Annotated in this window: 11 protein-coding genes; 5 read left to right on the top strand and 6 right to left on the bottom strand. The window is 51.3% G+C overall.

Annotation, left to right across the window (positions count from 1 at the left end):
- Window positions 1-5 precede the first annotated feature (5 nt).
- From ACFPYJ_RS24720 to ACFPYJ_RS24735, 4 genes are all read right to left on the bottom strand, one after another.
- Entirely contained in the window at window positions 6-2,381 is a 2,376-nt protein-coding gene (locus ACFPYJ_RS24720) for a helicase C-terminal domain-containing protein (protein ID WP_379190897.1), read from the bottom strand.
- 59 nt (window positions 2,382-2,440) lie between these two features.
- The gene (locus ACFPYJ_RS24725) at window positions 2,441-2,668 is read right to left on the bottom strand and encodes a cold-shock protein (RefSeq protein WP_379190898.1); all 228 of its coding nucleotides are present in this window, start codon (window positions 2,666-2,668) and stop codon (window positions 2,441-2,443) included.
- 80 nt (window positions 2,669-2,748) lie between these two features.
- Window positions 2,749-2,949: a cold-shock protein gene (locus ACFPYJ_RS24730; protein WP_025337122.1), complete on the bottom strand. Its 201-nt coding sequence runs from the start codon at window positions 2,947-2,949 to the stop codon at window positions 2,749-2,751.
- A gap of 414 nt (window positions 2,950-3,363) precedes the next feature.
- A complete protein-coding gene (locus ACFPYJ_RS24735; protein WP_379190899.1) occupies window positions 3,364-4,137 on the bottom strand; it encodes a DODA-type extradiol aromatic ring-opening family dioxygenase in 774 nt (257 codons plus the stop codon).
- A 181-nt stretch (window positions 4,138-4,318) separates the two neighbouring features.
- Here ACFPYJ_RS24735 and ACFPYJ_RS24740 point away from each other — a divergent pair, with 181 nt between their 5' ends.
- The 3 genes from ACFPYJ_RS24740 to ACFPYJ_RS24750 all read left to right on the top strand — a co-directional run bounded on the left by ACFPYJ_RS24740 (window position 4,319) and on the right by ACFPYJ_RS24750 (window position 7,351).
- Window positions 4,319-4,873, top strand: coding sequence for a helix-turn-helix domain-containing protein (locus tag ACFPYJ_RS24740; protein ID WP_379190900.1), 555 nt, complete (start codon window positions 4,319-4,321; stop codon window positions 4,871-4,873).
- Between the two features lie 284 nt (window positions 4,874-5,157).
- Window positions 5,158-6,138, top strand: a complete 981-nt coding sequence (locus ACFPYJ_RS24745; protein ID WP_379190901.1) for a lysylphosphatidylglycerol synthase domain-containing protein — start codon at window positions 5,158-5,160, stop codon at window positions 6,136-6,138.
- Window positions 6,125-7,351, top strand: a complete 1,227-nt coding sequence (locus ACFPYJ_RS24750; protein ID WP_379190902.1) for a glycosyltransferase family 4 protein — start codon at window positions 6,125-6,127, stop codon at window positions 7,349-7,351. Before ACFPYJ_RS24745 ends, ACFPYJ_RS24750 begins: the two co-directional genes overlap by 14 nt.
- A 109-nt stretch (window positions 7,352-7,460) precedes the next feature.
- On the opposite strand, the gene add is transcribed toward ACFPYJ_RS24750, so the two are convergent.
- A complete protein-coding gene (gene add / locus ACFPYJ_RS24755; RefSeq protein WP_379190903.1) occupies window positions 7,461-8,507 on the bottom strand; it encodes an adenosine deaminase in 1,047 nt (348 codons plus the stop codon).
- A 200-nt stretch (window positions 8,508-8,707) separates the two neighbouring features.
- Here add and ACFPYJ_RS24760 point away from each other — a divergent pair, with 200 nt between their 5' ends.
- Window positions 8,708-11,041 (top strand): bifunctional diguanylate cyclase/phosphodiesterase, encoded by a 2,334-nt coding sequence (locus tag ACFPYJ_RS24760; protein ID WP_379190904.1) that lies wholly within the window; start codon window positions 8,708-8,710, stop codon window positions 11,039-11,041.
- A 63-nt stretch (window positions 11,042-11,104) separates the two neighbouring features.
- Here ACFPYJ_RS24760 and ACFPYJ_RS24765 read toward each other — a convergent pair whose 3' ends face one another.
- Window positions 11,105-11,290 carry a hypothetical protein gene (locus tag ACFPYJ_RS24765; RefSeq protein ID WP_379190905.1) on the bottom strand — a complete coding sequence of 62 codons (186 nt, stop codon included), beginning with the start codon at window positions 11,288-11,290 and terminating at the stop codon, window positions 11,105-11,107.
- 108 nt (window positions 11,291-11,398) lie between these two features.
- Between ACFPYJ_RS24765 and ACFPYJ_RS24770 the strand changes: the two genes are divergently transcribed.
- Window positions 11,399-12,649: a multidrug effflux MFS transporter gene (locus tag ACFPYJ_RS24770; protein ID WP_379190906.1), complete on the top strand. Its 1,251-nt coding sequence runs from the start codon at window positions 11,399-11,401 to the stop codon at window positions 12,647-12,649.
- The last annotated feature ends 344 nt before the right edge of the window (window positions 12,650-12,993 follow it).

The following is a 12,993-nucleotide window of genomic DNA, read 5'->3' on the forward strand; positions in this document are numbered from 1 at the left end:
CTCATCTAGCTCCCAGGCTGCAGACCCTGTTTCAGCACCGTGTAATCCTTCCACTCCATTGGCAGCAGCCGATTATACTGCGGCTGCAAATAACGGTCATCGATCAGCAGGAGGCTGCCTCTGTCGTTCTCAGAGCGGATCAGCCTGCCCCCCGCCTGAAGCACCTTATTCATCCCCGGGTACAAATACGCGTAATCGAAACCATTTTTCCCGACACTGTCAAAATAGTCCTTTATAATCGTGCGTTCCAGCCCGATCTGGGGAAGTCCGACACCTACGACCACTACCCCGGTCAGCCGGCCGCCCACCAGATCGACACCTTCCGAGAAGATCCCGCCCATGACGGCAAAACCGGCGAACGCTTTCTTATCAGGCGCTTCGCCGATTTGCGCGCCCCCTTCTATCTCTTGTTCCGACGATGAGAAGTCCTCCTCCACAAACGCAGCCAGGAAGCTCTCCCGCTCTTCCTCCGTCATGCTGGAACCCTGTAAAATCGTATTCGCCGAACCATCTTCAGCAGCCGTGACATAACGTTCATAGGCATCATTCATATATTCATAAGAAGGGAAGAACAGCAGATAATTGCCCGGACGGCGCTTCGTCAGATCACGAAGCAGCCGGATAATCGGCTCCTTTGTCCGCTCCCGGTCCTGATAACGCGTCGACAGCGGGCTAATAAAGACATCGAGCTGCTCACTTGAGAATGGCGACGGAATCGTTACTGAGTAATCGGATTCCGCCCCTCCGCCCAGCATGTCCATATAATAAGTCAGCGGAGACAGCGTAGCCGAGAAGAAGATAACGGAACGGTAGCCTTTGCTCATCTGCTGAAGCAAATGGGATGGATCCAGGCAGAACAGCTTCGTCCTCACATCATTTCTCGTGCATTCGGTATAAGTCACATACCGCTCATCATACAGCTTCGCGATCCGAATGAAGCTCTGCGCTCTATAATACATATCCAGCAGCGCGCCTGACTGAGCCGCATTTGGCTGGAGAAGCTCCCGCTCCGCGGCACCTGCAAAAGCCTCAAGAAGCTGAACCAGCGGCTCCGGCAGCTCCTTCACCACCTGCGTATAACGGTCGCCGATCTGCTTGCGAAGCGCTATGAAGCTGTCATTGATCGCTTTGGCGGCTTGATACAGCGCTGTATTATTCCCTTTATATTCACGCTGCAGAGCAAGGAAATCCGCCTTATTCAGCTCGCCCGAGTACATCTCCCTGGCCCGGTCCACCAGGTTATGCGCCTCATCGATGAGCAGAGCCGTCTGCTTCTTCTGATCATCGAACAGGCGCTTCAAGTTCACCCGGGGATCAAATACATAGTTATAATCGCAAATCATCGCATCTGCGGCATAAGCTGCATCCAGTGCAAACTCGAAAGGACAAACCCGATGCTTCCGCGCATACGATTCAATAACGGTTCTTGTCATTAAAGTTTCCTGCATGAGCATGTCGCGCAGCGCTTCGTTAATGCGGTCATAGTAGCCGTCCGCGAATTCGCAATGCTCCTTGGCGCATCTCACTTCCTCCTGGAAACACACCTTTTCCTTCGCGGTCAGCGTTACAACATGCAGATGCAGTCCTTTGCTCTGCAGCAGCGCATAAGCCTCTTCCGCAGCCGTCCGAGTGATCGTCTTGGCCGTCAAATACAGAATCCGCCGCAGCTGCCCTTCCCCGATTGCCTTGACAGCCGGGAAGATCGTCGAGATGGTCTTGCCGATGCCCGTCGGCGCCTTCGCAAACAGCTTCCCGCCGCCTGCAATTATCTTGTATACCGATCCTGCGAGCTTCCGCTGACCTTCCCTGTATTTCGCGAACGGGAAAGGCAGCTTCTTGATGCTCGCGTCCCGGAGCCCTTCATGCTGAGCAATCATCGCTGCATACGGCGCATAGGCTTCCACCATCTGAATGACGAAGCGTTCAAGCTCTTCCAGTGTGTACTCTTCGCGAAACCGCTTCTGCTCTGCGCTGACCGTCTGAACGTAAGTGAGCTGCACTTTAATCCGGCTGAGTCCCTGCTGCTTGGCAATGATGTAGGCATACACTTTCGCCTGCGCCCAGTGGACGGGATGCGAATGCTCCGTAATCGCCGCAAGCTCCCCTGCCGTTGACTTAATCTCATCGATGATCAGCATCCCATCATCCATAAGCAGTCCATCGCACCGCCCGTCAATGACAAAAAGAAGATCATGAACCGCGATCTCCTCCGATACATACACTTCCTTCTGGTCATGCTCCTCATATTGCTTCTGTATGGCCTGATGAATCCTTGTCCCCTCGGTCATCGAGCTGGTTGTCCGAAATCCGGATTCGATGCTGCCGCTGCGAAACGCGTATTCAACTAATGCACGCACGGAAAGCCGTATAGTGGTTGGCATCTTATGCCTCCTGATCGTAAAAAAAAAGCCGTTCCAACGGAAATACGATTGGACGGCTACTAGATTTGTTTACCTTTTTTGAGCGACTTGAGGTCGCCGTTTGAATTAACCAGCGCCGGAAGCATCTTCATGCTCTTCACCATAGGTGAGTGGCAGATATGACAGGTGGGCACATATTCGAATGCAAAATTATCGCGCATCCAGCTCTTGCAGCCTTCCTTCTCACAGGTCCAAATTGCAGTGTTTTCTTCAGGGATATCTTCTAACAACTTCTTTCTATTATACAAGATGCATCCCTCCTTTTATTAAAAAAAACTACCCTCAACACAAGTTAAGGGCAGTTTTATTTTGTACAGAAGTTGTAATACTACAGTTTTACAACGTTTTCTGCTTGTGGTCCACGGTTGCCTTGAACAACGTTGAACTCAACGCGTTGGCCTTCGTCCAAAGATTTGAAGCCTTCTCCAACGATTGCGGAGAAATGTACGAATACATCGTTGCCGCCTTCAACTTCAATAAAGCCAAATCCTTTTTCTGCGTTAAACCATTTTACTGTTCCTGTTTGCATGGGTAAAACCTCCAAATATAAATTAACATGTACTTTTTATTCGGTTAACAAATAAAAAAATCACACATTGAAAAAGGTACCATCCTGTCTCACAAAATGACAACCCTTTTCAATAGGTGAATTCAGGTTCGTTCTTTCATGAATGCTTTTATCTTACCATATTTAATACCCAAATGCAACTCGCTTACAAGCCCTTCCAGCGAATATTTTTGGGTATTTTTAATCGTAATTTTAACTCTCATTATTCGCCAAAATCCTAGTTATTTCGCGCTGTTTCGGCTTTTTTACTTTGTATTTACCGCCGTATGCAAGGTTTGGGGGAAACCCAAATGGTTACGCTTACCTGTCCCCTGATTACATGAATCATTACCAGGGGATTTTCCAAATTTAATAAACCGGAATTAATGCCTGAGCTTATTCAAACTGCCAGCAGCCCAGGCTTAATGTGCCCATCTGGTAATTTTGGTATACACGGGTCGCCTTCCGGCTGCGGTCGCCGCTTCCCATTGCCAGCAGCAGCGGAATGAAATGTTCCGTTGTCGGTACGGCATCTGTGCCATATGGAGCTTCTTCCCTGTAATTGAATAAAGCCTCCAAATCCCAGGTCTCAAGCTTGCTCTGCAGCCAATGATCGAAGGAAACCGCCCAATCCTCCGGGTTGCTGGCATTCCACTGAATTCGGCGCAAATTATGAACGGTTCCGCCGCTTCCAATAATCATAATATCCTGTTCCTTGAGCGCAGCCAGAGCGCGTCCGATTTGGTACTGCTGTTCATTCGTCAGGCTGCGGTTAACGGACAGGGCGATAACGGGGATATCAGCGTCTGGATAGAGGAGCTTAAGCACCGCCCAAGAGCCATGATCGAGTCCCCGTTCATGATCGAGCCGGCTTGGGATTCCCTGCACCTCGAATAAGGATTGAATCTGCTTGCTGAGCGCGGCATCCCCCTTTGCTGGATATGTCATTTGATAAAGCTGGTCAGGAAAGCCGGAGAAATCATAAATCGTGCTGTACGTATCCGCGACTGCGCCGATTGACTGCACTTGATTCTCGTAATGGGCGGAGAACAGCACGATTGCTTTGGGCTTCGCCGTCCCCTTTGCAAATTGCTTCAGAAAATCCGTATATCCATGTTCTTCAATTACCAACGACGGCGCTCCATGCGCAAAGAAATATGAGGGCATCATAATAGACTCGCTCCTTCAAAATGTACTTAGACGTTATCCCCTATAAATATTAGCTATAACTAATTAATGTTTACATCACTAATTTAACTCCTTTCCTCATAGCGAGTCAATGGAAATTTTGATATTATGAACTTAATGTTGTTATTACTAATATTCCACTGAAAGTCGAGGTGCAGCTCTTATGGACATCGGCTCCACGATAAGAACCATACGCAAACGCAAAAACATCACTATCGCCCAAATCTGTGAAGCAACCGGATTGTCCCAAGGTTTCATGAGCCAGGTCGAAACGAACAAAACATCGCCCTCCATCGCCACCTTAGATCAAATCGCAGCGGCCCTGAACGTCCCTTTGGCTTTTCTGCTGCTTCGTAAAGAGGACCGCATGAACGTCGTGCGCAAAGAGGAGAGGCAGGTTACTACAAGCAGCAGCGGTGCGATGAAGGTCTCCCATCTAAGTTCGGTAGGCGGAATACGAATGTCGCTTATTGAGCTTCCGCCAGGCGCTGCCTCAGGCTCAGAGCCGCATGCGCATGAGGGTAAAGAGGTGCATGTGGTGCTGAAGGGCACCATCTATGTCGAGCAGGGTGAAGACTCCGCTACGCTGCATGAAGGCGACTCCTTCAGCTGGCATGCCTGCGTCCCGCATTTTGCCAAGAATGTAGGCGAGGAAACGGCTGTTGTGCTCATCTCCATTTACACCGAGACGGATACAGACTTGGAGCTGAGCTTCTAATTTTTACCGCTGGATGGAGAAACGCCGAACCTGGCATGCATGATGAACGACTTGCGCATCAAGGCTTTTACTACGAGCTGTATGCCAATCAATTCTAACGTTTAATTTAAAAGCGAGGCTGATTTGAAGCAGACATGTCTGCTTCGAATCAGCCTCTTTGCTTGCAGTTTACAGCTTACACTCACGGGCAGCCTCCCTTCCGGCTTATCAATTATTGAGTCTTTGTAAGGGCGGTGTTCATCCATTCTTACCGCGATATAATAGAAACACAGGACGGTGAATGCATGAATCGCTTTCGAACCCTACTGCCCGCTGTAACGAAGCTTTTACTCGCTGCGGTAATCGTCTATTTCGCCGCCACAACCATTACCCTGGAGCCTGCGGAGCTTGTAAGCTACTTCCGGCATGCCGGCTTCTTGTTCTACGTTTCTCTGCTGCTGTTCACGGTCTTTCTGCTGCTGCAGGCCTTCATTTGGACTGCCATTCTGAACGATTCAAGCAGGCAGCTCTCTTTCCGCGACGGCCTGCTTGTCTATATCAATTCACAATTCGCCAAATACATACCGGGCGGATTCTGGAATTACGCCGGACGGGTCGTGCTTGCCAGCCGCAAGGGAGTGCCTTTTGATATCCAAATGTCAACCATCGTCTATGAGAATGTGCTGCTGGTGCTTGCCGCTTCTATGTATGCCCTTATTTTGCTGGCTGATTTGGGTGAAATTCCGCTTTATTCATTAGCGTTACTCGCTCTGCTGCTCACCTTGCTGTATCTGTTCTTCAATCCCGTTTCTGCCGCAGTTAACCGATGCCTGCAGCTGCTTATGCGCCGTCTTGGCACACACCGCTTCACGGAACGTTTCGCCGCCAGATTCGCTGAATCGCTTGACCGTCCCTTGTTCACACTGCAGAGGAACCGTTTCTTTCTCTACTTCGGTTATTTCATGGTCAGCCATTTCATAATGGGTATTTCGTTCTGGCTTCTTCTCAAGAGCTTTCATATCCAGCATGTCGGTATTTTCTATGCCGCGGGTACCTTTGCCTCTGCCTGGCTGCTCGGTTTACTCAGTCCGCTGCCCGGCGGGCTGGGCGTCAGGGAAGGGCTCCTGGTTTACCTTCTGTCTTTTCAGACCGATACGGCAGCAGCGCTCCATCTATCTGTCATCGCGCGGATTTGGAACATGGCGGGAGAGCTGTTATTTTGGGCGATGATGAATGCGGTTCACTACATAACGAAGAAAAGGATGAGAGCCCATGACGCCAAATAAAATCCTTCTCGTTGCAGGTGTTTTCCCGCCCGGCATCGGCGGTATGCAAAATTACTATTACAATTTGTGCAAGCATTCGGGACATGAGATAACCGTACTTGCGCCCAAATATGATGGAGATGAAGCGTTTGACGCCGATCAGCCCTTCACCATCATCCGCGGACCGTTCATGAAGAATGAAAGCGTCGATGTAAGGAGCTGGCCCCGGCTTTTCTCCTATGTGCGGCGTATGATCCGGCAGGAGTCTATTGAAGTTACCATATACGGGTATATTATGATCGGCATTATCGGCCTCATTCTCAAGCTGCTGTCCGGCCACAGATATGCAATCTCTACCCATGGCATGGATATGCTGATGTTCCGCCGCGTATGGGGTCTCCGCTTCATCGTTAAGCAGATTCTGCGGCGCGCCGATCTGATATTGACGAACAGCGAATTCACGAAGAAGCTCGTCGAGAGCTACGGCGTTCCCGCCAGCAAAATCGATCTTGTCCATCCGGGCGTAGAGAGCGGATACGACATTCAAGCCAAGAGCAGCGAGCTGATGCACAAGCATAAGCTCGAAGATAAATATGTCCTGCTCTCCGTTGGCCGGCTTGTTCTTAGAAAGGGCCATGACCGCGTCATTGAAGCCATGCCTGCCATCATCCAGGCGCTGCCGAGTGCCCTCTACCTGATTGTCGGGGAGGGACCTGAGCGCAAGCGGCTGGAGCAGCTGTCCATCCAGCTTGGGGTGAGCGACTATGTCGTGTTTGTCGGCAGTGTTCATGGCAGCGAGCTGCTCAATGAATACTACAATGTATGCGATCAATTCATCATGATCAGCCGGGAGCTTGCAAAAGGGGATGCCGAAGGCTTCGGCATCGTGTATTTGGAGGCGGCGAGCGCCGGGATTCCGGTTATTGCCGGCAATTCCGGAGGGGTATGCGAAGCTGTTCTTGACGGTGTGACCGGCTTATTGGTCGATCCACAGTCCACAGATGAAATCACGGAAGCCGTTCTCACCCTGCAGAAGGATAGTCAGCTTCGTGAAAAATTGACCCGCAATGGCTATAAGCGGGCCAAATCAAGCTTTAACTATGTGGTGCTGGCGGAGAAATTCGATCTCAGCCTGCATAAGCTTTGCTCGGCAAGCTCAAACGCTGGCCGCACCGGCAAGGTGATTTTCGACCAGATGAAGGAGTCCGGGTCCGCTTCCGGCAGGGTACGCTAAGAAGCGCCGCAGCTGACACGGAAGCACCCCGTCCAAGATCTGTCAGCGCCCTTGGCTGCGGCTGAGGGCGCCATAAGATAATCACCCAAGCTGGATAGCCGGCCATCACTTATAGATGAATGCCTAATGCGTGAATGGCCTCCCCGCAGCTCTTCTTCAACTGCTGCTTATTGGAATCCTCCAGAAAAGCAGCCTCCACCCCGTTCATAACGATCCTTGCCAGCTCAGGCGCCGTAAATCCGAATTTCTCAGACAAAATGCGGTATTCCCGCGTTATGTCCGTTCCCGATACGCTCGGATTATCGGTATTCACCGTAACGTTCAGCCCTCTGTCGTAATAATCGCGGATCGGATAAGTCTCCCATCCCGCTACCGCTTTGGTCTGAATGTTGCTCACCGGACACATTTCCAGCGGAATTTGCTGCTTGAGCACCATATCGAGAATATCTGGGTTTTCCTGCAGCCTGATACCATGGCCGATCCGCGATGCGCCCAGATTGCTGATCGCCTCATATACATTGCCCGCTCCTGCTGCCTCGCCGGCATGGATCGTTACAGGAATCGCAAGCTTATGGGCCCGGGCAAACACTTCCCGGAACAGCTCCGGCGGGTAGGAGGCTTCGTCGCCGGCCAAATCCACCGCTGCCAAGCCTTTGCCGATATAGGCCGCTGATGCCTCGATGACCTCGAAGTTCTCCGCTTGAGAGTGATTTCGCATACAAATGCCGATCGCCCTGGCTTGGATGCCAAACTGCTGCTCACCGCGTTTTAACCCCTGAGTGACGTAATGAATAGCTTCTTCTACCGTCATCCCGAGTCGCCGATGGAGCTGAGGCGCAAAACGCACCTCTATATAATGACAGTTATGGCCTGCCGCTTGCGCGACCGTCTCGTAGGCAACCCGCTCCAAGGCCTGCCCGGTTTGAAGAAACCGCGTCGTAAAGTCAAACTTGCTCAAATACTCCGTCAAGCTTTGGCATGAATCGTTCACCTGCATGAACGGGAGCAGCGCATCCGCATCATAAGCCGGCAGCTCTATGCCTTCGAGCTGTGCGATCGCAAGAACCGTCTCCGGTCTGACACTGCCATCCAAATGCACATGCAGATCCACTTTGGGCAGCTGCCTGATTACATCTCCTATACGCTCTTGTTTCATCTTCCCTCACCCTGTCTATGAATTGATCTTAAAGAACTATTATTCATTGTATAGACTCTCTATTCTTCTATCATCGATTCCCTTTAGCCGTTTCCTTATACCTATTATTTTTTAATAATTGGAGGATTTTGTCGATTTATGCCGAATTAATCTCTTACCTACATTTTCCATATACTAGCGCACGTGAAAAGGAGAACGTCATGAACGACAGAATCGATCATAACAGCACCCGCTACCATACCCCTCTTCGAACATGGATGTTCCTGCTTGGCATCTGTCTGCTCTTTGGAGCTCTTATTTGGTGGGCTACGGGTTCGTACAAGAACCGCCTTATACGTGAGGTCTATCACGATGCCAAGCTCGAGCTCACGACAAACGCTTCTTCCCTTACCTTGACTCTCGGGCATAAATTCCTTCTCGCAAGCGGTCTGAAGGCATTCGCGGAAACAGAACTCTCGGAAGAGAGCCAGCTGGAGAACCGGCATTTTGATGACTTTGCCTCTGGTTTCATCAGCTCTATGACCGGCGTCCGCAATTTATCTCTCTATCCGGACGGAGTTGCAAAATATGTCTATCCGCTCAAAGGGAATGAGCAGATTATCGGAGTGAATCTGTTCACACACAGCGATCTTCAGGTCCGGCAAAATGCGGAGCGGACCAAGCAAACGTCATCCATGACCATCCTAGGTCCATTCGAGCTGGTACAAGGCGGCTTAGGCATTCTTACCAGACAATCGATCAGCCAAAATCATCACTTCTGGGGCTTTGCTTCCGTCGTCCTTGATATTCCCCCTATTCTGCAGGAGGCCGGCTTGCTGCGGGATAAAGGCATTGATTTGGCTGTAAGAGCCGGCGGTAAAGTCTTACTCGGCGATCCCAAGCTCTTCGATAAACATGCATCTACGTTATATAAGCGAGTCCCGCTGGCGGATGGTTACTGGGAGCTTGCCGCCATGCCCAAAATGAATAAGCTTGACTCCATTATAAGCAAAGTATGCATGATTCGGATTATCTGCTCCTTCGCGCTGCTGCTGCTGCTTGCGTTTCTATACGTGCAGATGACACAGAAGGGAAAGCTGCAGGTCATGGTGCGCGATCGGACCACCAGCCTTGTCATGGCCAACCAGCAGCTGGAGGCTACCTACGAAGAGCTCATTGCAACTGAAGAGGAGCTCCGCGAGCAGTATGAGCTGCTTGGCGGCAGCGAGAAGAAGCTGCGGCATATGGCTTATCATGATACGGTTACCGGCTTGCATAACCGGGATTATTTTCAGGAACGGTTGAGCAGCCTGCTCGTCCATGCAAAGCCGACTAACCGCTCATTTGCTCTGTTCTTTATTGATTTGGATCATTTTAAAATGATTAACGATACGCTCGGCCATGCCGTAGGCGACATCCTGCTGCAGCAGGTCGGGCAGCGATTATCGTCCATTCTGACCGCAGAAGATATATTCTCGCGGATCGGCGGCGATGAATTCACTATTATTTTACCGAAAATATCAGACATTGGATACGTACAGGATGCGGCGCAGGCCATCATTGAGCTGTTTCAGGAGCCTTTCATCCTGCAGGGTATGGAATATGATGTAACCGCCAGCATCGGAGTTACCCTCTATCCGGAACATAGCGAAGATGCGACGACGCTCATCAAATATGCGGATGCCGCCATGTACAAGGCCAAAGATGAAGGAAAGAACAATTACCGGATCTACGACAGCTCGCTGAACCCTGATGCCGAAGAACGGCTTGAAATCAAGAACAGCCTGCGCCACGCCGTGGACCGCAACGAGTTGACCGTTCATTATCAGCCGCAGATTGAAGTGGGGAGCGGCCGGATTCTTGGACTCGAGGCTCTTATCCGCTGGAATCATCCGAAGCGCGGCCTGCTTATGCCAGGCTCCTTCATCGCCATTGCGGAGGAGACCGGACTTATCGTGCCGATCGGGGAATGGGTGCTGCGAACCGTCTGCTCTCAGAGTAAGAGATGGCAGGAGGCTGGACTCCCTCCTGTTCGGGTTGCGGTTAATTTATCGGCCAGACAATTCGCGCAAAATCAGCTGTCGCCGCTCGTACAGGATATTTTGACCGAAACAGGCCTTGACCCGGCGCACCTGGAACTTGAGATTACCGAGAGCATGGCGATGCAGGACCGAAACTGGAATACGCTTGCTGAATTGAAGCAGCTTAACATCACGATTTCCATTGACGACTTCGGTACGCATTATTCTTCACTCAGCTACCTGAAGCATCTGCCTGTTAATAAAATCAAGATCGACCGCTCCTTCGTGAACGGAATTGCCCAAGAACCGAAGGATGAGGCTATCATCATGGCGATGCTGCTCGTCGCGCACCGGTTGAACTTAACGATTCTGGCCGAGGGTGTCGAAACTTACGATCAGTTCAGCTTCCTGCATCGTAATCAATGCGATGAGATTCAGGGCTACCTCTTCTACAAACCCCAATCGGCTGAACAAATAGAGCATATCCTGCGCCAGCATTCACCCGAAGAAACGCTGAATCGCATAAAGGGCTAACCCGGCTTAAAGCGTGCTGCGCTGAAAGATGAAACTTTCAAGCGCAGCACCTATTTCACGAGGTTAGCCCTTTTTTCTAAGCATTTGAGCGGATTTCTGTATCCATGTATGCTGCGGATCAGCCATCTCTACCCGGTTTCGGCCAAGCCGCTTCGCCTGATATAACGCCTCATCGGCAATCCGGGAGAGCTCGCCCGCTTCTACCGCCGACCTCGAATGAAAGCATTTTTTAATATTTCCTTCCAGCAAGCCCCGTCAAAATACCTTTCTCCTTGTTGACCGGATGATACCGATAGGCAATAATAAGCACGGATGATAAGCAGATTTCCCAGATTCACCCCGAAAGGAATATGCGCAATGAATGAAGATGATTCACAGAAACAACCGGTCACCCGGATCAGCTCCCGGCGGCTTTGGACTGCGGTCATTCTAGGGTCGCTATGCGCCTTTGGGCCGTTGTCCCTGGATATGTATTTGCCCTCTCTGCCGGGGCTGGCGTCTGACCTTCACACAAGCACATCACTTACCCAGCTCAGTCTGACTGCCTGCTTAATCGGCCTGGCGCTTGGACAGCTCTTCGCAGGTCCCATCAGCGACGTACGCGGACGGCGCGGTCCGCTTCTTATCGGATTGATCGGCTATACGGCATCCTCTCTGCTCTGCGCCTTCGCGCCTTCCATCTGGACGTTCATTCTGCTGCGGTTCATACAAGGGCTTGCCGGATCAGCCGGAATCGTTATAGCGCGGGCAGTTGTAAGAGATCTCTATTCGGGAACCGAGCTTACCAAGTTCTTTTCCCTGCTCATGCTTGTCAACGGCATCGCCCCCATCGCAGCTCCCATCGCAGGAGCCCAGCTGCTTCACTTTACCTCCTGGCGCGGCGTCTTTCTCGTGCTTGCTGTCATCGGCGTTCTTATGCTGCTCGGTGTGCTGCTTGGTTTGCCTGAGACGCTGCCAAGAGCCAGACGTGCGAAGGGCGGAATCATGAACACGCTGTCGACCTTCGGCAGACTTGCGCGCGATCCGCTGTTTGTCGGCTGCGCCTTATGCCAGGGCCTTGTCCTGGGCGCTATGTTTGCGTATATCTCCGGCTCGCCGTTCGTCCTGCAGGATATCTTCGGCGTCTCGCCGCAAATGTTCAGCTTATGCTTTGCCATCAACGGACTCGGCATCATTCTGGCGAGCCAAGCCGCCGGCAGACTTGCCGGCCGGTACAACGAGACCAAGCTGCTCCTGGGCGGACTTGGCCTGGCTGCATTCGGAGGCGTTATGCTCCTCTTGATGATTCTGATCGGCGCAGGCCTGCCCGCCATACTGCTCTTCTTATTCATCATCGTTTCCTGCGTCGGACTCGTCTCAACGTTAAGCTTCTCGCTGGCTATGCGTAATCAAGCCCAATCCGCAGGCAGCGCTTCCGCTCTGCTTGGGGTGCTGACCTTTCTGCTCGGATCCCTTGTCGCACCGCTAGTCGGCCTTGGCGGAAGCATGACCGCCGTCCCAATGGGGATCATTATCGCGGCGATGGAAGTCGGTGCTCTGCTTATATTCGCAAGGCTTGTGCTGAGATCTTCCGCGCGAACTGCCCCGGGGAAAGCTAAACTCAAATAAGACAGGAAGAGACTGACTGACTCAAAAGGGCTGTGAATCATGACAATCACGCCCCGGTTGGACTCCCCTTATAACAAATGGCTGCACAAGGGTCATCAGCCCTGTACAGCCATTTTTCTTTTTAGCATAAGATCCCTGTTACACCCTGGCCTATACTGGATTTCGTACAGTTAAAAGACTTCCATCCGATTGAAGCTGCCTCTATACTGCATTTCATACCGTTAAATCGCCCCAAATGAGCCTTTTGGAGCTCAATTAGGCAGTTATAACTGGAAATTCTCCACGGCCCCCTAATTAAACTGGAGTCGTAGCCCCCATTTTATTAGACTAGTAGTAGGGGGAGG

This window comes from Paenibacillus solisilvae, assembly GCF_042656405.1.
Taxonomy (GTDB): Bacteria; Bacillota; Bacilli; order Paenibacillales; family Paenibacillaceae; genus Paenibacillus_Z; species Paenibacillus_Z solisilvae.

Excerpts from the sequence above, each read along its gene's own strand:
- ACFPYJ_RS24720 (WP_379190897.1), bottom strand. The coding sequence starts at position 2,381 with ATGCCAACCACTATACGGCTTTCCGTGCGTGCATTAGTTGAATACGCG.
- ACFPYJ_RS24730 (WP_025337122.1), bottom strand. The coding sequence starts at position 2,949 with ATGCAAACAGGAACAGTAAAATGGTTTAACGCAGAAAAAGGATTTGGC.
- ACFPYJ_RS24735 (WP_379190899.1), bottom strand. The coding sequence starts at position 4,137 with ATGATGCCCTCATATTTCTTTGCGCATGGAGCGCCGTCGTTGGTAATT.
- ACFPYJ_RS24740 (WP_379190900.1), top strand. The coding sequence starts at position 4,319 with ATGGACATCGGCTCCACGATAAGAACCATACGCAAACGCAAAAACATC.
- ACFPYJ_RS24745 (WP_379190901.1), top strand. The coding sequence starts at position 5,158 with ATGAATCGCTTTCGAACCCTACTGCCCGCTGTAACGAAGCTTTTACTC.
- ACFPYJ_RS24750 (WP_379190902.1), top strand. The coding sequence starts at position 6,125 with ATGACGCCAAATAAAATCCTTCTCGTTGCAGGTGTTTTCCCGCCCGGC.
- add (WP_379190903.1), bottom strand. The coding sequence starts at position 8,507 with ATGAAACAAGAGCGTATAGGAGATGTAATCAGGCAGCTGCCCAAAGTG.
- ACFPYJ_RS24760 (WP_379190904.1), top strand. The coding sequence starts at position 8,708 with ATGAACGACAGAATCGATCATAACAGCACCCGCTACCATACCCCTCTT.
- ACFPYJ_RS24770 (WP_379190906.1), top strand. The coding sequence starts at position 11,399 with ATGAATGAAGATGATTCACAGAAACAACCGGTCACCCGGATCAGCTCC.